The sequence below is a fragment of the Candidatus Marinimicrobia bacterium CG08_land_8_20_14_0_20_45_22 genome, assembly GCA_002774355.1.
Lineage (GTDB): Bacteria > Fidelibacterota > UBA2242 > UBA2242 > UBA2242 > 0-14-0-20-45-22.
This window is the reverse complement of sequence record PEYN01000053.1, coordinates 1-22,086: the sequence shown is the minus strand read 5'-3', so window position 1 is coordinate 22,086 and position 22,086 is coordinate 1. Positions and strand designations below refer to the sequence as shown.

19 protein-coding genes and 2 tRNA genes are annotated in these 22,086 nt (G+C 47.5%); 5 read left to right on the top strand and 16 right to left on the bottom strand.

From position 1 onward, the window contains the following. Positions 1–503, top strand: a 503-nt coding sequence (locus COT43_03600) for a 5-methyltetrahydrofolate--homocysteine methyltransferase (protein ID PIS29559.1), incomplete at its 5' end; no start/stop codon positions are given. 148 nt (positions 504–651) lie between these two features. On the opposite strand, the gene COT43_03595 is transcribed toward COT43_03600, so the two are convergent. The 11 genes from COT43_03595 to COT43_03545 form a co-directional block, all read right to left on the bottom strand. Beyond that, on the bottom strand, positions 652–1,266 hold the full coding sequence (locus tag COT43_03595; protein ID PIS29558.1) for an N-6 DNA methylase: 615 nt from the start codon (positions 1,264–1,266) through the stop codon (positions 652–654). Beyond that, positions 1,263–2,405, bottom strand: coding sequence for a hypothetical protein (locus tag COT43_03590; protein PIS29557.1), 1,143 nt, complete (start codon positions 2,403–2,405; stop codon positions 1,263–1,265). The genes COT43_03595 and COT43_03590 overlap by 4 nt, the downstream gene beginning before the upstream one ends. Positions 2,406–2,642: 237 nt before the next feature. Then, on the bottom strand, positions 2,643–2,903 hold the full coding sequence (locus tag COT43_03585; GenBank protein PIS29556.1) for a hypothetical protein: 261 nt from the start codon (positions 2,901–2,903) through the stop codon (positions 2,643–2,645). 153 nt (positions 2,904–3,056) lie between these two features. Further along, positions 3,057–3,401, bottom strand: a complete 345-nt coding sequence (locus COT43_03580; GenBank protein PIS29555.1) for a four helix bundle protein — start codon at positions 3,399–3,401, stop codon at positions 3,057–3,059. Between the two features lie 27 nt (positions 3,402–3,428). Further along, entirely contained in the window at positions 3,429–3,770 is a 342-nt protein-coding gene (locus tag COT43_03575; protein PIS29554.1) for a hypothetical protein, read from the bottom strand. Between the two features lie 124 nt (positions 3,771–3,894). Further along, entirely contained in the window at positions 3,895–5,172 is a 1,278-nt protein-coding gene (locus tag COT43_03570) for a hypothetical protein (protein PIS29553.1), read from the bottom strand. Positions 5,173–5,755: 583 nt separating this feature from the next. Next, complete coding sequence (locus COT43_03565; protein PIS29552.1) at positions 5,756–6,889, bottom strand: hypothetical protein; 1,134 nt, start codon at positions 6,887–6,889, stop codon at positions 5,756–5,758. 69 nt (positions 6,890–6,958) lie between these two features. Continuing rightward, the gene (gene deoC, locus COT43_03560) at positions 6,959–7,636 is read right to left on the bottom strand and encodes a deoxyribose-phosphate aldolase (protein ID PIS29561.1); all 678 of its coding nucleotides are present in this window, start codon (positions 7,634–7,636) and stop codon (positions 6,959–6,961) included. A gap of 35 nt (positions 7,637–7,671) precedes the next feature. Continuing rightward, the gene (gene glmM, locus COT43_03555; GenBank protein ID PIS29551.1) at positions 7,672–9,045 is read right to left on the bottom strand and encodes a phosphoglucosamine mutase; all 1,374 of its coding nucleotides are present in this window, start codon (positions 9,043–9,045) and stop codon (positions 7,672–7,674) included. 73 nt (positions 9,046–9,118) lie between these two features. Further along, the gene (gene rpsU, locus COT43_03550; protein PIS29550.1) at positions 9,119–9,325 is read right to left on the bottom strand and encodes a 30S ribosomal protein S21; all 207 of its coding nucleotides are present in this window, start codon (positions 9,323–9,325) and stop codon (positions 9,119–9,121) included. Positions 9,326–9,353: 28 nt separating this feature from the next. Then, the gene (locus COT43_03545; GenBank protein ID PIS29549.1) at positions 9,354–10,202 is read right to left on the bottom strand and encodes an RNA polymerase subunit sigma; all 849 of its coding nucleotides are present in this window, start codon (positions 10,200–10,202) and stop codon (positions 9,354–9,356) included. 434 nt (positions 10,203–10,636) lie between these two features. On the opposite strand from COT43_03545, the gene COT43_03540 reads away from it, so the two are divergent. From COT43_03540 to COT43_03525, 4 genes are all read left to right on the top strand, one after another. Further along, a tRNA-Pro gene (locus COT43_03540) sits at positions 10,637–10,711 on the top strand. A gap of 40 nt (positions 10,712–10,751) precedes the next feature. Beyond that, positions 10,752–10,828, top strand: a tRNA-Arg gene (locus tag COT43_03535). Positions 10,829–11,306: 478 nt separating this feature from the next. Continuing rightward, positions 11,307–12,872, top strand: a complete 1,566-nt coding sequence (locus COT43_03530) for a sodium/glucose cotransporter (protein PIS29548.1) — start codon at positions 11,307–11,309, stop codon at positions 12,870–12,872. Between the two features lie 99 nt (positions 12,873–12,971). Beyond that, positions 12,972–13,988, top strand: a complete 1,017-nt coding sequence (locus COT43_03525) for an endoglucanase (GenBank protein PIS29547.1) — start codon at positions 12,972–12,974, stop codon at positions 13,986–13,988. 22 nt (positions 13,989–14,010) lie between these two features. Here COT43_03525 and COT43_03520 read toward each other — a convergent pair whose 3' ends face one another. The 5 genes from COT43_03520 to COT43_03500 form a co-directional block, all read right to left on the bottom strand. Continuing rightward, entirely contained in the window at positions 14,011–15,999 is a 1,989-nt protein-coding gene (locus COT43_03520; GenBank protein ID PIS29546.1) for a glycoside hydrolase family 5, read from the bottom strand. A 54-nt stretch (positions 16,000–16,053) separates the two neighbouring features. Beyond that, the gene (locus tag COT43_03515) at positions 16,054–16,845 is read right to left on the bottom strand and encodes a laminarinase (GenBank protein PIS29545.1); all 792 of its coding nucleotides are present in this window, start codon (positions 16,843–16,845) and stop codon (positions 16,054–16,056) included. After that, positions 16,846–19,053, bottom strand: coding sequence for a beta-glucosidase BglX (locus COT43_03510; protein ID PIS29560.1), 2,208 nt, complete (start codon positions 19,051–19,053; stop codon positions 16,846–16,848). 28 nt (positions 19,054–19,081) lie between these two features. Then, the gene (locus COT43_03505) at positions 19,082–20,911 is read right to left on the bottom strand and encodes a hypothetical protein (GenBank protein PIS29544.1); all 1,830 of its coding nucleotides are present in this window, start codon (positions 20,909–20,911) and stop codon (positions 19,082–19,084) included. 11 nt (positions 20,912–20,922) lie between these two features. Beyond that, a partial coding sequence (locus COT43_03500; protein ID PIS29543.1) for a hypothetical protein occupies positions 20,923–22,086 on the bottom strand: 1,164 nt, incomplete at its 5' end.

The following is a 22,086-nucleotide window of genomic DNA, read 5'->3' as shown; positions in this document are numbered from 1 at the left end:
TCAAGGTTTATGCCGGAAAAGCGCTCGTCAACAGCGTGAACGGAAAAAGAAAACGGATAGAAGAGGCTTTACCGATCGTTAAAAAATACGGCGCGGCAGTCATCGCCCTGACGATCGACGAAACGATTCCCGAAACAGCGGAAGAACGGTTGGCAATCGCCCGAACGATTTTAGAAGCCTGCGAGGAATTCAAAATCCCGAAGGAAAATGTCATTGTCGATGTCGCCGCCATGGCAATCGCTTCGTCCGACAAATCGGGAATTCCCGTTCTGAAAGCGATTCAACTCGTCCGGCAGGAACTCGGCCTTCCTGTTTCGCTCGGCATCAGCAATACTTCGTTCGGATTGCCGCAGAGGACGCTGGTGCATAATACTTTTTTGATACAGGCCATCGGCGCCGGGCTGGACGCCGCCATATTGAATCCGCTGGATGAACAAATCCACGACCTATCGCCGCCGCCAGCTTGTTTGTCGGGCGCGATCCCGATTGCCGCAATTATCTGAAAGCCTACCGCGCGAAAAAGCAGATAACGCAGGATTAATCCAGTAACTGTCAGAAGAGAATTTAACTTAATCCTATAGAAGAAGCTTATGCATATAACAATAGCGGTGAGCCTCGGCCCACTTCGGGCCGTAGTGCTCCACCACCTTGTTAGCCTTCCTCTTCCGGTACTTCTTCCGGGATCAAGTCCATCTGCCCATTTTCCGAGCATTCACCGAACTTCTTGCCCTTCAGCGGGCGAAGGTCAATGACAGCACCGAACTTAGCGAAGATGGAGAGGAACCTATCGAAGTCCTTGCCCCAGTAAACCATTGCACAGGACATCGGTGCGCCTTTTCCCCCGTTCTGCCCATTGACAAGGAACTTGAGGCGGGTATCGTACAGGAAGCAGACTGACGTTGCTTTGCCGAATACATAGTTTTTCCAGTGGCCGGTGTTCGTAGCAACTGGCACAAGGGCGAGAACTTCAGACTTGTATTCTTTGTGCGCTGTAGCGCAGCGAAACAACCACTTCTTGATCGAAGTGCCACGCTCTTTGTCTATTCCGTATGGCGGATTAACATAGATCGTGGGAAAATGCCACGTCTCTCGGAGTCCATCATGCTTCGGAAGACGGTATTCCGTTTCCGCATATACAATCGAATACTCGTTTGAACAGGGATCAAGGGCAATGTGGTCGCCGAAGAACTCACGAACCGCGTTGACATACTTCTCTGGTGTTCCCCACTCCTGACTGAGCGTGTTCAGTGTCCGCCCGGCTGTCATGCATGAATCTCCTGCCAGTTTTTGCCTTTCAGCGTGTCCAGTTCGTCCTTCAGAACCGTCAGGCTTTTACCTGCGGGGACGACGATATTGAACCATCCTTCAATCGTACTCGCCTTCGATTTGAAGTAGGTTTGAAGGGCGGTATCTGCGGCAAGTGACATCTGGACTTTCGTAAACTGATTTACCCCCTTCTTGCCTGTGTAACTAGCAAGAAACGCTTTCCGGGCTGCTCCAAGTTTTGCCGCTGGATGTAGCAACAATTCGTCAATAAATTGTGCGATACCGGCGTCGGTCAAGAACAACAGCCAGTCGTAAGACTGGGCAAGCACCTTCAGTTCCTTATTGTGGTTCTCCAACGTGAACCAATTGCCGTGATTGCTCACGACGCCAACGGTCAAGATGAAACGTGAAAGCAGTTCTGGATCGCCCGACGCGATGATCTCGGCCATTAGTTTGTAGTAGTCGCCATGCCAAAAAGACCCGTCACGCTTTTGAATGAGACCACCCATGCTGCCATCGGTCAATCTAATCTTCTGCAATGCGGAAACCGTTCGGGCAACATAGGCACCTTGCTTCGCCTTTTCAATCGTCTGCGGTCCCTTCCGCATGCCTTCCTCGACGCCGACGCGTTTACACTCGAAAATGGCAAAGGGACGGCGACGAAGGGTGGCGACGGAGTACCGCCCAGTCTTCTTGTCGAGGTTGTCAAGGTAGGCGTTGAGGAACGTTTCGCCGCAATCGCAGACCGAGCATGAGTTCCGGAGAACCAAGTCGTTACTCAGGAGGGCATTGGTCTTGATCGAGTCCGCAGGGATCGACAGCGCGGCAAACTCCGGTTGTTTGGCGATCTTGCGCGCCGTGATGGGCAGGTTATCTCGGTTGAAGTCAACCGTAACGAGCGGAGTTGACGGATGAAGGCTGTACTCGACGTTGTGCGTGATGTCGTCGTTTCCGAACTCTGGTAGCGGTTTCTCTATCGCAACATTCCGCTCAAGGCCCCATGCCTTGAGCGAGTAGAACGTGATGATTTCGACGAGGGTGCCGAGTGCTCGACCCGCCGCCTTTTTCGAGTCTTTCGCATAGTGGAAGACCTTCTCGGTGAGAACCTTCTGTAACTGGTCGACTGATGGATATGACATTTTCTGCTTTTCCCTTTCTCCGTTTCATTTTTATCATGCCTAACATATGTTTAATTTGCTTCTTTGACATCCTCCGAGATTTCTACATACAGAAACCTTTCTGTAATTTATCGTCAGTGTGAAATTTTTACCCTTGCGTTTCATCAAATCCATCATTATCTCATTTAAAAAACCGCTACAGTTTAATCAATTAAGACTCTATTGTCAAGTGCCGATAGCGGGGCGTGTCAGTATAGACTAATCCTTCACACAACGAATCGAGAAACCGTAGCGCTTATAGTCGTAGTAACGGTACACGTCTGAATCAAGGTAATACAGATTTCGGTACCATGCGTTGTTACTATTGTTCTCCGTAGCCGACCACCAGTTCCCGTTGTTACCAATGTTGTTGTACGTTCCATTGTTGTTACGGTAGCCGCCGGGCAACGCCAAAATAAAAGCAGACATCACATTAATCATATCTTCGTTCTCAGAAAACATGAAAGTTATACCTCGCATCAGAATACAAGGAGTCTGCCGGATTTAAACATGCTCGCTTGCTTATGCCGTGGCGATAAGCAATTCTGGCTAAACAGTCATTTAGTTTAAAGTTAGAAAGTTTAAAGTTAGAAAGTTTAAAGTTAGAAAGTTTAAAGTTAGAAAGTTTAAAGTTCATAAAGTTTTTATTAAACCGGAAAGTATTTTGGATATCTCTTCCGAAAGTTCAAGAAGAGTTCCCGCGTTTTGTCCATTAATTTTATGCAGTTCTTTGGCAAGAATCAGCATCGATCGCACTTCGCCACACGAGCCTTTGGCAATATATAAAAATTGCTTAAACTCATTATTGCTTTTCCGTTCAAATCCTTCGGCAATATTGTTCATTATAGAAACCGAAGCTCTTTGTATTTGATCCTTAAAAGCAAAATCTTTGCTCGCGTCAAATAATGAATATACTTTGACCGTCAGAATTTTTGCTTTTTGCCAGGCAATTATATCTTCAAATCTTGCAATCTTCATACTTTCAACTTTACAAACTTTATAACTTTACGAACTTTCCAACTGTTTTTTCTTCCATCCTGTTAACTGTTTGGATACATTCTCGACTCGCTTATTGACCTGTACAAATTTTTCAAGACTTATTTGCTTTAAATCTTTCATTAGCCGAATAAATAAACGGATAACCTCGATTTTCTCTCGTGCTGATTGCAGTGTTTCCCGCTTATCCGCTTTGCTGTTTGCCCGATAAATCAGCGTTATCAAATCCAATGTCTCTTTTTTTAGACTTTCACCCACCGTGTACTTGAACTCCTTGTTAAATTCCTTTGTAAAACGAAAAATCTCAAGCAGCAGGTCATAACTTGCTTTATTCACCCTGTTGGATAGCATTAAATTTCATGTATTATCGGTTTAATTGCAAAATATCCAACGGGGTAAACCGGTAATTCATCGTATTGTGCCATGTTTTTTTTCCGATCCCGCTCCGCGGGATACAGTAAAATAGTCCAATAGTCTAATCCCCAACACAACGAACTGAGAAACCGCTACGCTTACCGTTGCTGCCACGGTCCACGCCCGAACCACTGCAACCCAGATTTCGGCTCCACGCGCCGTAACTATCGCTCTCCGTAGCCGACCACCAGTACCCGTAGTCCCCAACGCCGTAGTACGTACCAGAGTAGTAACGGTAGCCGCCGGGCAACGCCAAAAATCCGCTTTCGTTCGTGGCGCCGGTGTTTGGACCATACCAGTGTGTCGTTCCAGTCTCTTTCATTTTGCCGCCGGCTACAGATTCTCCGCCAAGATAATTTGTCAAGATTGTCCACTCTGCATCTGTTGGCACATGCCAGCCGGTAGGAGCAATGTTGCGGCTATCATTTACTGCGTACCAGTTGTACAGCCGACCATAGGTGACTACATTATTTACGTCGTTATTATAGTCGCACAAGGCGCCGGTCGAGAGATTAGACCAAGCCGTATTGTCGGTTATATTGGGAATCGCTTCGCCATTCCGGTAGTGGGTCACTTTCAGGTTCTCCGCCATCCACCACTGATTGCCAATCTTCACCGTTTGATAAACATTGCCGTCTATATCCGTAACAGTGCCTGGTTCATGTATATAAAACAACTTGGCGCTTCCATAACTGGTGCCGACACTGTTTGTAGCATAAGCGCGCACATAATAGGTGGTTCCGGCTGTCAAACCGGTGATTTCACTCGTAAAACTACCGGTCCCGGTGCCATCGGTGGTTTTACTGTCAGACACTGTTGGAGTTTGGCCGGTGCTCCAGCATACGCCACGTGCTGTTACTGCCGAACCGCCATCTGAGATAACTGTGCCTCCGCATTTGGCAGTTGTTGGCATGATCTCACTGACTTCCGCTGTACTTACGTCCGGCTCTCCGGGATCATCGGTTTTAAAAGACATCGCGCTTCCGTAACCGGTGCCATCTCCATTCGTGGCATAAGCGCGCACATAGTAGTTAGTTCCGGCTGTCAAACCGGTGATTTCACTCTCAAAACTACCGGCTCCGGTGCCGTCGGTAGTTTTATGGTCGGATACTTTTGGCATTTGGCTGGTGCTCCAGCAGACCCCTCGAACGGTTACGATTGAGCCGCCATCCGAGGAAATGGTGCCGCCGCAGGTAGCCGATGTACGCCCAATTTCAGTGACTTCCGAGGTGGCTAATTCCGGCACCTTCGCGGAACTTTCAGTGGGATTTTCTTCACAACTAAAGAACATGAAAAAGGCAACCCCAATAAACATTGCAAAAGACAGTCTTTTCATCATGGTAATCCTCCATTTGATTTTATATTAATCCTTTTATATTGGTCGTTATTGGTAAACGCTAACACATATTTATCCTTCACCTTGACCATCCTGCCAGTTTTCTAAAAATAGAAACCTTTATAGAACCTATCGGCGATGCGAAATTTTTACCCTTATATTTCATCCAATTCCTCATTCTCTCATTTTAAAAACCGTTTCATTTTAATCATTTCCCGGCCATTTGTCAAGCGCCGGTTATGTCAGATGCTCATATCTGATGCCAATCGTCGACCATCTGGTCAGAGGACATGACGGAACACGTAAAATTATGCTCTCCGATTTGGATGATGACTTCCTGAGTCTTAGGGATTCATTCTCTTACTTTGGGGATTCTCTGCCCAACCTCATCTCATCTCAGTGCTCCGCGCTGAGACGATAAAGATAAATGGTCGGGGGGATTCTTCTATCCCATGGATAAATCCATGGGCTACGGACATTGGAAATTATCATATTTATTCCGTGTTAATTGGTATCAGAATTTCCATAAAAAGGCGGCCTTCTCATCCTCGTATTGACGATCCCGCGTTAACACGATGCCGGAGCGCTATTTAATCAGTATGCACTTCTTCGTGCTGCCGTATTTGCCCGCATCGATCCGATAGAAATATATGCCTGAAGGGACGGCGGATCCATTCCAGATAACCGAATGATAGCCGGCGCTTTTAGGTTCACTGACCAGAGTTTCAATCAATCTTCCGCCGATATCATAAACCGCCAGTTTGACGAATGCTGATTTAGGCAGATGATATGATATGGTCGTCGTCGGATTAAACGGATTGGGATAATTCTGGTAAAGAGAAAAGACTTTAGGTTCTAAACCGTCTTCCGTTTTGACTGACAGATAATCATCTTCCGGATAAGTATGGGTGGTACTGCCGTAGGTAACCGTAAAACTCTTACCGGAGGTCTTAATAATAACATTCCCGTTTGCGACGACTCCTTTACCGGATGGAATAGTCCCGCCCGTTCCTAATTCCGTCTGATAGATAAAGCAGTTAGCGGCGGCCAGGCGATCCAATACTTCCTGTGTGGGATGATAGTATGTGTTCCTGTTGCCGACATGAATAACGGCAATTTCGGGTCTGAGAGAATCCACGAATGTCTGATTGGTGCTGTAGCGGCTGGCGTGATGATTGATTTTCATGGCATCCACATCGCCAACCTGAGAAGCCAGCGGGGTCTCGCTATCCGCATAATCTGACGTTTCTCCCCCGAGATCGCCGCCCGTGAAATACTGAAATGAGTTATAGCTCAGCCGCCAACCGATGCTTAGATCATTTTCACTTTTGTTCGCATTGCTGACAATCCCATAGTTAATCACTTCTCCGTCAGTCGCAACGCATTTCATCGTAACACCGCCCCCGAGATGATCGGCATGATAATGAGAGCAGACAACATAATTCAATTTTGTTATGTCAAGCGATCTCAGGTACGGACAGATGATATTCGTTCCGTTACCCGTATTTCCTGCATCGATCAGCATTGTCTTTCCGGTTGGTGAGATGATCAATGTTGCGTCGGCCTGACCGACATTAATATGGTGTATCTCCAATTGTTGCGCAAACAATGCCAACGAATAGAGAAACAGAAAACCGATAACGCTCCAAATGCGCAAAGCGGATTTTATGGTTTTTATGCAATTGTGTTGCGATAATTCCGTTTTATTTTGCCAATACATTTTCTTTCACAGATTAAAAATCATTGCCAATGAGCAACGCATTCAATGTTGGGAGTATCGGGAGAAATGTCAAATAACCTGACTTTCCCGCACGATCTGAACGCCGGAACTTGCGCCGATCCGGTTTGCGCCGGCATGTACCATCACCATCGCATCGGCAAATGTCCGGATGCCGCCGGCGGCTTTCACGCCCATCGAATCGCCGACGACTTTTCGCATCAACGCGACATCATCCGGAGTTGCGCCTGATTTGCTGAATCCGGTCGATGTCTTGACGAAATGCGCTCCCGCCTGCTGAGCGATCTGACATGCAATCACTTTTTCATCGTCGGTCAGCAGAGCGGCTTCGATGATCACCTTGACCAATTTTCCCGACGCGGCGGAAACGACCGCCTGAATATCGCGCCGAACATGGTCGTAATCGCCGGATTTCAATCTACCAACAGGAATTACCATATCAATCTCGTTCGCACCGTTTTCAACTGCTTCGGATGTTTCGGCGGATTTCATTTGAATCGTCGATGCACCGAGCGGAAAACCGACGACGGATGCGACGGCAATGCTGGATTCGGCGAGTAATTCCGAACACATTTTAACATAAGTCGGATTGACGCAGACGGCGGCAAAGCCGTAGGTTTTCGCTTCCTGACATAATTTTTCGATGTCGGCGGGCGTCGCTTCCGGTTTGAGAGCGGTATGGTCGATGATCGCGGCGATATTTTTCGCGGCGTCTTCAGGTGAAACGATCGTTAGAAATGTTGAATTCAAATCGGTGTCCTTTCTCAAGAAATGTGTTCGAAAAATCGGATAAAAGGTTGCGCGACGACTTCAGCGAGTTCGCGGGTCGGCGCTTCGGCGTAGATTCGTACTATCGGCTCGGTATTTGACGGACGCAGATGCACCCAGCGGTCTTTCCAGATGAATTTGATGCCGTCTTCCATGTTCACCGAGTCGGCTGAGGCGAGCGCTTCCAGATCAGAAAAATAGTCGCTGAGTGGTCGATTGCCTCGCGGAATTTTTTTCTTGATCATCGCATAACGCGGAATGGATTTCATTACTTCGGAAATCGGAGTCGTCTGCTCGCTGAGAAATTGTAAAACCAGCGCGGAACCGACGAGCGAATCCCGCCCGAGGTGCGCGTCCGGCAGAATCACGCCGCCGTTTCCTTCACCGCCGATGACCGCATGAATTTCGCGCATTTTCTTGGCGACATTGATCTCGCCGATCGGCGTGCGGACAACCGTCGCGCCAAACTGACGAGCGACATCATCCAGAGCCATCGTCGTGGAAAGATTTGTGACGACGATTTTCTCCGCGCTTTGCGACTTCGACAATGCGCATATCGAAGCCAGCACCAGCGTATATTCTTCCGACAGCGGAAGTCCTTCATTGGAAATGATCGCCAGCCGATCGGCGTCCGGATCGACGGCAAAACCGAGGTCGGCGCGTTCGCTCTTCACTCTTGCCATGAGATCGGTAAGGTTTTCCGGCAACGGCTCCGGCGTGTGCGGAAACGGCAAAGAACCGTCGCAATTCAGGCGAACGACTTCACAACCGAGACTTTTAAGAAGTTCCGGAATTGCGAAGAATCCCGCTCCGTTCACCGCATCGACGACGATCTTAAATTTCCGCCGACGAATCGTTTCGGGATTCACACACGGCAGGTGAAGAACCATTTCGATATGATCCCGAATGGCTCTTGAATATATTGTGAGTTTGCCGCCCGTCGCTTTTTTAAAAGACGACTGTTTTCCGATTTCGATGCGGCGACGCTGAAGATTGAGCATTTGATCGGCATCGAGAAAAAGCCCGTCCGATCCGATGAATTTCAAACCGTTCCACGGAATCGGATTATGGCTGGCGGTGATGACGATACCGCCGTCAGCCTTCAGATGTTCGACTTCGTATTGAACCGTCGGCGTCGGACAGACACCCAGATCGACGATTTCAACGCCAGATTGGATCATCGAATCGACGATTATTTCCCGAATAGCATTTCCCGACGCGCGCGTATCCCGTCCAAGAAGAATAAGTTTTTTATCACCTGTTTCGGCGAAAACCAAACAGTAGGAATGAACAAATTTTTCCGTGAGTTCGTCGTCGGTTGCGCGAACACCGGACAGACTTTCAATCAGCATATAACTCCTGTAAAACATCGCCTGTCCCCGCCATCGAAACAGGCGATAAGGTTCGTATGATTATCCTAACCAAACTCAGAATTCCGGTTGTTCAGACTTGCGGAATTTCCTGATAATAGATTGTCCGAATCTGGCGTTTGGCGGCTTTCGATCGGCGCATTCGTCTTTCAGCGCTGGGCTTGACATAGAATTCGTTTTTCTTGAGGTCTTTGAGAATGCCCGCTTTTTCGTATTTTTTCTTAAAGCGACGAAGTGCGCGTTCAAAAGGTTCGCGTGAACCGACAATAACTTCTATCATGATTTGCTTATTTCACCTCACTTTCATTTTAACCTAAAAAAGATTTCAATTCGGTGCTTCTGGATTTGTGGCGAAGGCGACGAATGGCATTTTCCTTAATCTGCCGCACGCGTTCCCGCGTGAGATTGAATTCCTCGCCAATCTCATTAAGCGTTAATGCATATTCCCTGTCAATGCCGAAATACATTTTGATCACGTCGCGCTCGCGGTCTTTGAGCGTATTCAGCGAGTCGCGGATTTCCTGCTTGAGCGATTCTGTCATCAATCCTGAGTCGGGCGATTTTTGCCCATGGTCGTGCAAAACATCAATGAGCGTATTATCTTCGCCTTCCCGAAATGGTGTGTCTAGCGAATGATGCCGCTTGGATATTTTTATAGCGTCCTCCACATCAATAGAATTCAATCCGAGTTCCGTTGCGATTTCATCCTGCATGGGCGCACGTTCGTACTGATGTTCGAGAACTTCCGCCTCTCGCGCAATTCTGCTAATCATTCCAACTCTATTTTGTGGAAGGCGAATGATGCGCGAATCTTCAGCCAACGCCTGAAGAATGGATTGGCGAATCCACCAAACGGCGTAGGAAATGAATTTAAATCCGCGCGTCTCGTCGAATCGCTTGGCGGCTTTGATCAAGCCCAGATTACCTTCATTAATTAGGTCGGTCAGCGGCAATCCCTTACCCTGATAATCTTTGGCGACGCTGACGACGAATCGCAGATTCGCCTCGGTCAATTCTCTCAACGCGCCAACCTCACCCTTTCGGATTCTCTGAGCCAGTTCAATCTCCTGATCCGGCTTGAGCGGACTGTACTTTCCAATCTCTTCAAGGTATCTGCTTAGCGCTCGGTTTGAATCTTTAACTGTCTTCTTTTCCATAATCTTCGGGATCAACCACTCTTTCTATCAAATTCTCCATTTTTCTAAGCAATTCAAGATACGATATATTTTCTATTTTGTCAACTCCGATTCGGAATTGAGAATATGATTAACCTTGACTTATGTCTCGATAAGTCGATAAGTTTGCGGGTTATTTGGCAGTGTGACGAACTATCAATCAAGTGGATGAGCGCGCCTTTAACCTGAATTATTCACCACAGAGCACCCAGAGACCGCAGAGAATTATATTAACTATAGTTAAATCAATAATGAGGCGAGACTGAACAAGATAAAAACAAATCCCGAAGCATCGGGACTTCGTGTTTTCTGCAAACTCTGCTGTTTATGAATTAAGTTGGTTAAATAGGATTTGAAAAGCCAACTTTTTCGCCAAATCTACGGTACTTGATATTTAGAAATTGAAATTTAGTCAGCGGGGTGTAGCGCAGTCCGGTTAGCGCGCCTGCTTTGGGAGCAGGAGGCCCTGAGTTCAAATCTCAGCACCCCGACTTGGACGCTTTTGACATATTTGATTGACATTTTCCACTTGCCCCGATAGCTCAAGTGGATAGAGCATCTGCCTTCTAAGCAGGTGGTTACAGGTTCGAGTCCTGTTCGGGGTACAAAGATCACGAAAATATAGTAAATAGCAAGGGCATTTTATCAAATCGCGAACCTATTCTATGCACGTTTCAGATTTAAATAATGCTGATACTTCTACCATTACCTTTCTGTAGCCGCCTGACTTTTCCAGCTGTGAGTATCGTTTACTGAAAAATGATTCGTCAGAGGATCCCGAAGTTTTTGGATTTCAATTTCCTTCCCAAAATGATAACCGATTCGTTATTGATTTGATAACAACAATCCTTCTAAATTCAAAAGCATCGGGAAGAACATTTATCATATCCCATATTAATCTATCGGCGCAACAGGGAAAAAATGCAGGATTTATCATCTGAATTTTCTTAACTTGGCTTGGTTTTTGTCAAATACTGAGGTGATGATTTGTTTGGACTTAGATGGTTTCTCAGATGCAAATCGCAGGGATTTCCGGTTTTCGGAACGCTTTTACAGGAACCTGAATAATCAAAAGAGGTATTCAATATGAATTTTTCAATATTTGACTGGGTGGTATTCATTGGCTACATCGTCGTGGTAATCGGGCTGGGGCTATTCGTTTCGCGCGAACGGAAAGGTCATAAAAAAGACTCCGCCGACTATTTTCTGGCAAGCAAACAATTGCCGTGGTGGGCAATCGGCGCGTCGCTGATCGCCGCCAATATCTCGGCGGAACAATTTATCGGGATGTCCGGCAGTGGTTACGTAATCGGCTTGGGCATCGCGACGTATGAATGGACGGCGGCAATTACGCTAATTGTCGTCGCCAAGTATTTTCTCCCGATTTTCCTGAAAGAGGGCATTTACACGATGCCACAACTGTTGGAAATTCGTTTCGATAAGCGGGTTCGTACTGGTCTGGCAGTTTTCTGGCTTCTCCTGTACATTTTCGTCAATCTGACGTCGGTCATGTATCTCGGTGCGCTGGCTATGAGGGCAATCATGGGAATTCCATTGATTTACGGAATCATCGGGCTGGCAATTTTCTCGGCGTTATACTCCATTTACGGCGGTTTGAAAGCCGTGGCATGGACGGACGTTTTGCAAGTCGTCGTTTTGATTGGCGGCGGATTGGTCACGACTTTCTTCGCATTAAGCGCTGTCGGAAACGGACAGGGCATTCTGGCAGGATTCGGCGAATTGTTGAGCCACGCTCCGGAAAAATTCGATATGATTCTGGATGTTTCCAATCCGAATTATAAAGAATTGCCGGGACTCGGCGTTTTACTGGGTGGTATGTGGATGGCGCATTTTTTCTATTGGGGATGCAATCAATACATCACCCAGCGCGGATTGGCCGCCAAGAGTATCAAAGAAGCGCAACACGGATTAATTTTCGCCGGTTATCTCAAAATTTTGACGCCACTGATCGTTGTCATTCCGGGAATCGTCGCGTTTGTCTTGAATCCGAATCTGGCAAAACCGGACGAGGCGTATCCGTGGTTATTGAACACGTTCGTTCCAGCCGGTCTAAAAGGATTAGCTTTCGCCGCGTTGATCGCCGCCATCGTCTCATCGCTCAGTTCGATGGTCAATAGCACGGCGACAATTTTCTCGATGGATATTTATAAACAAATCATCCGCAAAAACGCGTCGGAGTCCGACTTGGTTCTGACGGGCAGAATCACCAGTGTGGTTGCATTGGTCATCGCGGTTCTGATCGCGCCAACCCTTTCGTCGCTTCAGCAGGCATTTCAATTCATTCAGGAATTTACCGGCTTCATCAGCCCGGGCATCTTCGCCATTTTCACTTTCGGCTTATTCTGGAAGAAAGCCACGGCAAATTCGGCGCTCTGGGCGGCGGCGTTAACTATTCCGCTTTCAGCAGGAATTAAATATTTCATTCCATCAATGCCGTTTCTTAACCGGATGGGCATCGTGTTCTTACTGTTAAGCACGATCGTAGTCGTCATCACATTAATCGAGAAAAAAGGTGACGATTCGAAAGCGATCCAGATCAATCGGAAGTTGTTTGCCACCGACGCGATTTTCAACGCCGGCGCGATCGGTATTTTCGGAATTTTGGCTGTGTTGTATATCCTTTTCTGGTAGAAGATGAGAGCAGAAAAGCATCAAAATTGGGCCCGCCCGACTGCATCAGGCAGGCGGGCAATTTTGCTGGTTTCAGGGATGACCAGATTTGCAGTGGCAATGTTTATCCTTGTGATTTTTTTCGCCACCTGCGTAACAGACGCGGATACCCAAGCAAAAAATGATGACGACACGACGACAGTCTATACGGTAAATCGCCTACTTGCTCCCGGAATCAATCTGGGAAACGCACTGGAAGCGCCTAACGAAGGCGAATGGGGCGTTACGATTCAGGATAGTTACTTCGACACGATCAAATCAGCCGGATTCAACGCGGTGAGAATTCCAATTCGCTGGTCGGCTCATGCGGCGGCGGATAGTCCTTACACGATTTCTCCTGTTTTCATGAACCGCGTTCGGCATGTCGTCAGTACAGCCCTCACAAAAAATCTCGCGGTTGTCATCAACATTCATCACTACGACGAAATTTTCCAATCGCCTTCCGTTCACCAAGCGCGGTTCCTCTCGCTTTGGCGACAAATTGGGGTGCAATTTAAAGATGCCTCCAATCATTTAGTCTTCGAAATTCTCAATGAACCGCATGACCAGTTAACGGCTTCACTATGGAATGAGTATTTGTCCTCGGCATTAGCCGTAATTCGCGAAACAAATCCGCATCGAACGGTGATTATCGGCGTGGCGGAATGGGGCGGACTCGCCGCGCTGAACAAATTATCCATACCGGAAAGCGACACCAACCTGATCGTCACGCTTCATTATTACGAACCCTTTTCCTTCACGCATCAGGGCGCGGAATGGGTCACCGGCAGTAATGAATGGCTGGGTACAACCTGGATGGCAACAACCACAGAAAAGAGCAATCTCGAAGAAAATTTCGACCAGATCAAAGTCTGGGCAGATGATCATCATCGTCCGATTTTTATCGGTGAGTTTGGCGCGTATAGCAAAGCAGATATGACCTCGCGCGCGTTATGGACCCAATACGTCGTGAGCGCCTGCCAAGAACGAGATTTTTCCTGGGCATATTGGGAATTTTGCTCTGGTTTTGGCGCATTCGATACAAAAACAGGAACTTGGCGACAGTCACTGTTAAATGCGCTGATTCAGTCACCCTAAACAATTTATATTTAATTGCAATTTATTTCAGGTGCGATACTAACCACGATCGCTCTTTGCTTCCGATGTTCAGTTGATATGCAAAAACACCAGAGCCGACGGTGCATCCGCTCTCGTCTTGTCCATCCCATTTAAAGGTGTAAAGCCCGGGTAAGCAAGTTCGGTTAACAAGCGTCCGGATTAAATGTCCTTGTAAATCATACACTTTCAAGTCGATATGACTTTTCGCACCCATATAAATGGGTATCATCGTCGATTCGTTAAACGGATTCGGATAATTTTTCCCTATGAAAATGTACTCGTCCTCGTCGATTTCCTCGAAGACGCCGTTTTGGGTTGGATTGATCTGAATATGTGCAAAATTGAATCCGCCGGAGACAATTTCGATTTTGATTTGATGGACGCCTTTTGTCAGCGGTAAAGCAATCGTTTGAATGTCCTGCCAGTTCTGCCATCCGCCCGTGTTTGGAACGGTCATATCGCCCGTCAGATTCTGGTTGTCAACCAGCAGTTTTAACTTCGTTCCGTTGTTCGGACTGGAAACGCGGAATGCAAATTTGTAGTTGCCGTCGTAGAGCACATTCGTCGTATAAATCAGCCATTCGCCGGAGTTGATCCAACCGACGATGTATTCATTGTAACTCCCGGATTTTGGCTCGATATCCACGCCGTCGTTGCGGTAAGAACCGCCGGAATTCCATTGCTGGAAATTAGCCCAGTCCGTGTTTTGATAATCATTGTCGGAATAGGCGATGCTCTGCGTCCCTAAATCGTAATCGACGGCTGAGATAATTCCCGGCGTCGTATGCGATTTGAACGGTTTGGGTTTTATTCCGAATTCATCGTCAGTCAGAGATGCAATGACATCGGGTTGATAGGCACACTTTTCGATAGCAAGATTTCCCGCCATTTCCAGTAAAATTGATTTCGCGAACACGGTTGACGGCTTTGTACCCTGTCCGTTCCAGTAATCGACCAACTGTTGGAAACTCGTCGGCAGTTTGGCTGAAAGCGGGCTGGATGTCGATTCAAATTTTTTATGAGCCCACCAACACCAGCTCAGGTTCAAAGTATTATATTGCTGAACCATTGCGTAGAACCACGGATTGGAATTTTCGCCGGATTCGCCCATCCAGAGCGGAATGTTCTGATTGTCCCGGATATTGAGGTACGCCTGAATCGTGCTAATTGTCGTTTCGCTCCAATATTTATGAAAACTGTAAGCCATATTGACGTCAAATCGCGGCGTCAATGATGTAAAATCCGTCGCATACCTACTGCCTTCTATGAACAGGATGTGGTTGTTATCAACTTCACGAACCGCGTTTCGAAGGCTAATATAAAGATTTCTCAGATCCGTATTCGAGTAGCCGATCGGCATTACCGGTTCGTTTAGCAAATCATATCCAACGATATCTTCTTCATTTGCATATCGCTCTGCGATTTTTTTCCAGATTTCGATCAGACGAGTCTGGTTGGCAAGAATTGTCCAGAGTTTGGCTTCGCCATCGCTGTCGCTGATGTTTCCGGAATTCTGACCGCCGGGCGCGCAGTGCATGTCCAGAATAACAACCATTCCGTTTCGTTTGCACCAATTGAGCAGACTGTCGATGAATATAAAGCCGGTTTCGATAAAAACGCCCGGTTGGTCTATCGGCGAAAAAAATTCATAATGAAGTGGCAGGCGAATCGAATTGAATCCCCAGCCGGCGATACGCGCGATGTCTTTCTCTGTGACATAATTTTGCCGGTACAATTGAAAAAATTCGTCTGCTCCACTTTCGCCGATAACATCGACGATCTGGTTTCTAATCGAAGTTGGCGAGCCGTAGCCCGGAAAATGAAGCATATAGCCTTCCGGAACAAGCCATCCGCCGAGTCCGTAGCCTTTTAAGAAAACGGTATTTCCGTTCGTATCGACAATATTCTTGCCGGAAGTGTGATAAAAACCTAGCCCACTTTCGATAGTAATCGAGAACAATAACCCTAAAACGATCCAAAATTTTCTCATTTTATCACTTCCAATTTTCTCTCTGATCCGAGCGATCTTTTCGGTTTTTATAACTCATCTTTTTCTTTGAAAAACGCGGACGTAGTCGATGTCGTGGTACTGTGGAAAAACAGTTGTCGCGTCGGGCGAGCCTGGCCAATCACCGCCGACCGCCGTATTCAAAATGATGTAAAAATATTCCTGCGGCACGCCTTTTGTCGAAACAAATCGCCTAACACCATCGATGTACCAGCGAATCGAGTCGGCTTCCCACTCGACGGCATACGTATGAAAATCCGCCGAAAAATCGAAATTCGACGTGTAATATCCACCGCTTGACCGGCGTTGACCGACTTCGGTGTAATGGTTCGTCATATAAATGATATTGCGCTGGTGGCCGAGATTTTCCATGATGTCAATCTCCGGCGGCCAATCGCCATCATTCGGCAACATCCAGTGCGCCGGCCACATTCCTTTCCCGTACGGCAACTTCGCTCGGATTTCAAATCGACCATACTTGAAATAAAATTTATACTGCGTATAAACCAGTCCGGATGTGTAATTCTTACTGCCGAATGTCCGTTTTTGACTGCGCAGGCGGAGACAACCGTTTTCAATATAAACGTCCTCCCGAACATAATACTGGAGTTCGCTATTCCAACTGTTTTCACGCTGAACAATTGCCCAGTTGGCCGTGTCGACCTCGCCACCGTCGAATTCGTCATGCCAGACGAGTTCCCAGCCCTCCGGAACGACGATCGTATCTGAATCGTTAGACGGTTTTGTTGCGCCATCAGGGCATTCCAAAAATAATCCAAACAGGAGAAATGCGCCCAATGCCAAAAGGAATTGCCGAAGAGAATTCATCTATTTTTCCTCAGACTGTATCACTTCAAAGTCAGTCGAGACCAGCTCGTCCGAATTTCCGCCGACCATGACTTCAAATTTTCCCGGCTCGATAACATATTTCATCATAGAATCATAAAACCCTATTTCTGTGATGGGAATCGAGAATTCGAGCATTTTTTCTTCACCCGGCTGTAACACCACGCGCTGGAATCCCTTGAGTTCTTTGACCGGACGCGTGACACTGGCGATGAGATCGCGAATGTAAAGTTGTGCGACTTCAGCGCCTTTTCGTTTGCCCGAGTTCATCAAATTCACGCGAACTTTCAGTGTATCATTCGATGTAAGCCGATCGGCGATTACCTTCAAACCGGAGTACCTAAATGTCGTATAACTGAGCCCAAATCCGAATGAAAACAACGGCGTGGATTTCTCATCGATATACTTTGACGAGAACTTATAAAACGCATTCGCCGGTCTGCCGGTGTTTTTATGGTTGTAGTAAATTGGGATTTGTCCGACAGAACGCGGGAAAGTGACCGGCAGTTTTCCACCGGGATTCACATCGCCGAAAAGGACATCAGCGATAGCGTTTCCGCCCTGAATTCCCGGCGCCCAGCCCATCAAAATCGCCTGCGCATTTTCCACCAACCATGGAATCGTCAGCGATCGTCCGGCGATAAGGACGACGACAACCGGTTTCCCGACTGCAATAATTTCCTTCGCCAGTTCTTCCTGTACGCCCGGCAAATTCAATACGGCGCGCGAAGCCGCCTCGCCGCTCATGTCACGACTTTCGCCAAGCACGAGAACTACGGCATCCGCGTTTTTAGCCGCGGCAACGGCTGAAGCAAAACCGGAACGATTTTCATTGACGACCAGTCCCGAAGTTTCGGGATCATAAAGAACCTTCGTCGTTTTTCCAACAGCGGAGCGAATCCCCTGAAGAATGGTAACCACGTCAGCGGCTTTTCCTTCGCATTCCCATGTGCCGAGAAGCGCATCCTGATTGTCAGCCAACGCGCCGATCACTGCCAATGTTTTGATATTTTTCGCCAGCGGCAACAGGTCGCGATCATTTTTCAAAAGCACAAACGACTCTGCGGCAAGACTTCGCGCGATGTTTAAATTTTCAGGCGAGAGAATGACACTTTTTGCTAAGATTTCATCGGTGAAAGGCTGGTCAAATAATCCGAGTTCGTATTTCATTCGCAGAATCCGGCGAACCGCGTCCCGAATCTTCGGGAGGGACTCCGGAACCTTTCCCTGCCGGATGAGCGTCGCCAAACCGTCTGAATAGGCGCGTCCTTCCATGTCCATATCGACGCCCGCTTTCAATGCGGCGACGCCTGCTTCGGTAGCATTCGACGCGATACCATGAGCAACCAACTCGCCGATCGAATTCCAGTCGCTGACGACAAATCCGTTGAACTGCCACTCGTTTTTCAGAACGTCTGTCAGAGTAAAACGATTTGCGGAAGCGGGAATTCCGCTCAGGTCATTGAACGCGCTCATCAGTGAACCCGCCCCAGCATAAACGGCTGATTTAAACGGCGGTAAATAGATCTCGCGCAAGGTTCGCTCGGACATATCGGTCGTGTTGTAATCGCGCCCACCTTCGGCGGCGCCGTATCCGACAAAATGTTTCGCGCAGGCAAGAACAGACGATTGTCCGGTAAGCGTTTTACCTTGAAATCCAGTCACAAAAGATTTCGCCATTGCCGATCCGAGAAACGGGTCTTCTCCGGCACCTTCGGCGATTCGTCCCCACCGCGGGTCGCGCGCGATGTCAACCATCGGCGCAAACGTCCAGTGAGTTCCTTCCGCCCGCGCTTCTTCGCCTGCGATTTTCGCCGCTTGTCGCACCAATGCTGTGTCCCAACTTGCCGCGCAGGCGAGCGGAATCGGGTAGATTGTACGATAACCGTGAATCACGTCATTTCCAAAAATCAGCGGAATACCCAAGCGGGATTCATTGACGGCAATTCGTTGGAGCCGGTTGGCTTCCTTGGCGTCGCGGATGTTCAACAGCGAGCCGACCTTGCCTTCACGGATCATCGTTTCATTCATCGAATTTGCGCCACTGAACTGGGTCATCTGCCCGAGTTTTTCTTCAAGCGTCATCTGGCTAAGAAGTTTATCGATCTTTTCTTCGACTTCCGGCTTGAGAGTGATTCGCTGAGCCGACACTGAAATGACCGTCAATAGAATTAAACAAACGGCCTGCATTCGATGTAAAAATTTCATTCTTCACTCCCTATTTGATCAAAACCATTTTACGGACTGACCGGAATTTTTCAGCGGCGGTCACGGCTTCGAGTTGACAAAAGTAGATTCCGCTGGACAATGCTGGCGTCCAGAAAATACAATATGCGCCTGCCGATTGAGCGTGATTCGTCCAAAATTCTAATTCATCTCCAAGCAAATCAAACACGCGAAGCGACACATCGGCGGTTTCCGCAATGTCATACAAAATCATCGTCGCCTGATTGAACGGATTCGGAAAATTCTGCCGAAGCCGGAAAGCACCCGGCAATTCCGACGCGCCGTTTCCGATTCCGGACGCTACCGGCTCGATGATGATGCCGTTCAAAATCGGAACGTCTGCCACAGCGCCAAAATGCACATCCAACATCCGATCCGACACCATCACTTCGTCAATCGTCAACGAATAAGCGCGGTGATTCCCGACACTTTGAAAAATATCCACGTTTCGCGCAATGTACTTTCCCTCGATATGGATGTCAAAGACGCGCTTGCCTGTCTCCCCGAAGTAATTTTCCGCCATCAACAGCGTCACTTTATATTTCCCATTTGGAAGACGAACCTGATATTTCACCGGCTCCCAGCATTCCGTTCGGAAAACCTCATCGTCATCAGTTCCATCGATTGCCATTCCGGGAAAACTGCCAGAGTTTCCACCATCATGTCCATAATTCACAAGTCCCGACCATTTCTGATCGGCAAGGTAAGCGCCTGTCGCGATTCCGCCAATATTAACCTTAATCGGAAACGTCCAGACCGGCGGATTTTGAATCGGCGCGGCCTGACCGATTAGAGAGTTAGCAGACGAGGATCTGTCTTTGACACCCAAAACATAAAGCGTGTTAGGTTGAGTCGAATCGACACTATCGACTGATAGCCGAACCGTCCGTTTATCCATTTCCAGCGAAGCGCTTTCGATCAGAATATTGGAGATGTAATAATTGCCTTTTTTCTCAGCGCTCGTCTGCTCGACCTCTTCCGAAAACCGGACGCTCACCGTATCATCGGCATAGCGCGCCCATTCAACGAACGGCGCTTGATGATCAACATAACCCAGATTCGTCTCATCGGTCAGACAAAGAATCATTTCCCCATTCTGAAAGGTGACGTTTTCCGCCATGAAATCAACCATATTACCGCTGAATGTGTGTGTCGCCTTCGACCACCGGTTTTGATCCCATATCAGAAAATCGTCTTTCCATTCAAGCGAAAAATCGTTATTGGTCCCAACGGTTCCCGATCCGGGCATGTAAGAGGCGTAACTGACCCAATCGTAATAGGCAAACAATGGCAGAATTTTCGGATTGAACTCGCCAACCCAGGTCGAGGCTCCTGAAATCCAGATGTTCATCATGATCTTTTGGGCTTTATTCAACGTGGCGATGTGCGTGCCGGTTTGCCGGTAAACTTCTGCGTCATCGATAAACCAGGCAACGTATGCCGGCGTCCATTCAAAAGCGTAGGTATGAAAATCCACCGCCGGATCGAACGGCACGTACTGATGATGGACATGATTGGTTTGTCCGGGTGTAATCGTATTGAACTGAACGTCGTCGTGGTATCGTCCGAGTATTTCGATGTCGATCTCGTTCCAATCACCGATTCCGCTCTCTAACTCATGGTACGTAAAAAAGGTCGCTGTCTGTCCGCCGCCTTCCGTCGCTTTATACCTGACTTCAAACCGTCCGTAAGTGTAAGCGGCTTTTGTTCGAAACTCAGCGCCTTTATAGGTTTTCGCCAAAACCGGAAAGGAAAGACAGATAAATAGCAAAATTGATTTTAAGTATAAATTTTTCATAGAATCCTTATCAGTTTTCAGCATATAATGTTCAATTATTCCTGCAGATTCATTTTTTGCCCGTAGTTCAGTTGGTCATCCGTCGTGATGAGCGGAAAATGCGGAACGAGAATCGGATACGGCACATTTTTCTGATAAGCAATTACGTCGATCCGTGAAAGTTGAATTTTCTCAAAAGCGTCCATATCGATACGGATTCGGTTAGAATATTTTGCCTGAAGCGAATCCACGTACGGATTTAAGTATCGATCAATGACCGACTGATAATCTTTTGCGGAGACATTTTTAGCGTGAGATTTTTCCAAATATTGTTGTTTTTCATAAAGCGAAATGAGATTGTCACGCCACATTTCCTCGTATTGGCGGACACTCGGCGCTTTATCCAATCCACGACGATAAGCATCGGCTGTGATATAACTGTCACGGATAAGATCTACAACCGCCAACTGGAACTGCTTCGGGAACTCTTTTTCATCGAATTTTCGCTTTCGGAAAATCAGGGGATGGGATTCCAGCGCCGTCTCGAATTCCTCAACAGTCCACTTTTTGTCGTCGATGGAGAAAAATGGTAGAGCTCGCAACCGCTCCATTTCAGCGGTAATTCCGACATTTTGTTTTTCTTCGACTTCACGCTGCCAGAGCGCCTTCGATAGGTCATCCTTCTTCTCTTCAATGTCTTTCAGATACATTGGCGCCAAAAGTGTAGAAAGTCGTATCAGCGTTGTCTCTTCAAACACAATCTGCTTTCCGCTCATCAAATTCCTTACATGAGCCGCAAATCGGGATTGCGCCCGGTTTTCTTTCACCCGATCTTTTACATTGTTCCACCGCTTTTGGATTTCAGCGTCTGTTATGACGACTTCGTCCGTCCAACCGTCAATCTGAACTACGAGAAATCGTCTATCTTCCGTCTGGATTGGTCCGACAATCTGATTCTTTTTCAGCGATTTGGCAAAAAGCGCCTCATGAATCGCTGGTTCAGATTCATCTGAAAACGAAATTTCACGCAAACCGGGACTTTTCCCGGCTTCTGTCAGTTGGGAAAAACTTCCCATTCCGACTGAATTGCTTCGAAATTTTTTCGCGGCGGCATTTGCAGATTTTCGATCGTTAAATGTGACGAACCGAACACGGTACGTTCTGCCGGAATTGCGATAATATTGACGAATATCCTTTTCCTTGACTTTTGCCTTTTGGTA

Bases quoted from the DNA above. Each gene is read 5' to 3' on its own strand.
- COT43_03595 (PIS29558.1), bottom strand. From the start codon at position 1,266: ATGACAGCCGGGCGGACACTGAACACGCTCAGTCAGGAGTGGGGAACA.
- COT43_03590 (PIS29557.1), bottom strand. From the start codon at position 2,405: ATGTCATATCCATCAGTCGACCAGTTACAGAAGGTTCTCACCGAGAAG.
- COT43_03585 (PIS29556.1), bottom strand. From the start codon at position 2,903: ATGCGAGGTATAACTTTCATGTTTTCTGAGAACGAAGATATGATTAAT.
- COT43_03580 (PIS29555.1), bottom strand. From the start codon at position 3,401: ATGAAGATTGCAAGATTTGAAGATATAATTGCCTGGCAAAAAGCAAAA.
- COT43_03575 (PIS29554.1), bottom strand. From the start codon at position 3,770: ATGCTATCCAACAGGGTGAATAAAGCAAGTTATGACCTGCTGCTTGAG.
- COT43_03570 (PIS29553.1), bottom strand. From the start codon at position 5,172: ATGATGAAAAGACTGTCTTTTGCAATGTTTATTGGGGTTGCCTTTTTC.
- COT43_03565 (PIS29552.1), bottom strand. From the start codon at position 6,889: ATGTATTGGCAAAATAAAACGGAATTATCGCAACACAATTGCATAAAA.
- glmM (PIS29551.1), bottom strand. From the start codon at position 9,045: ATGTTTTACAGGAGTTATATGCTGATTGAAAGTCTGTCCGGTGTTCGC.
- rpsU (PIS29550.1), bottom strand. From the start codon at position 9,325: ATGATAGAAGTTATTGTCGGTTCACGCGAACCTTTTGAACGCGCACTT.
- COT43_03545 (PIS29549.1), bottom strand. From the start codon at position 10,202: ATGGAAAAGAAGACAGTTAAAGATTCAAACCGAGCGCTAAGCAGATAC.
- COT43_03530 (PIS29548.1), top strand. From the start codon at position 11,307: ATGAATTTTTCAATATTTGACTGGGTGGTATTCATTGGCTACATCGTC.
- COT43_03525 (PIS29547.1), top strand. From the start codon at position 12,972: ATGTTTATCCTTGTGATTTTTTTCGCCACCTGCGTAACAGACGCGGAT.
- COT43_03520 (PIS29546.1), bottom strand. From the start codon at position 15,999: ATGAGAAAATTTTGGATCGTTTTAGGGTTATTGTTCTCGATTACTATC.
- COT43_03515 (PIS29545.1), bottom strand. From the start codon at position 16,845: ATGAATTCTCTTCGGCAATTCCTTTTGGCATTGGGCGCATTTCTCCTG.
- COT43_03510 (PIS29560.1), bottom strand. From the start codon at position 19,053: ATGCAGGCCGTTTGTTTAATTCTATTGACGGTCATTTCAGTGTCGGCT.
- COT43_03505 (PIS29544.1), bottom strand. From the start codon at position 20,911: ATGCTGAAAACTGATAAGGATTCTATGAAAAATTTATACTTAAAATCA.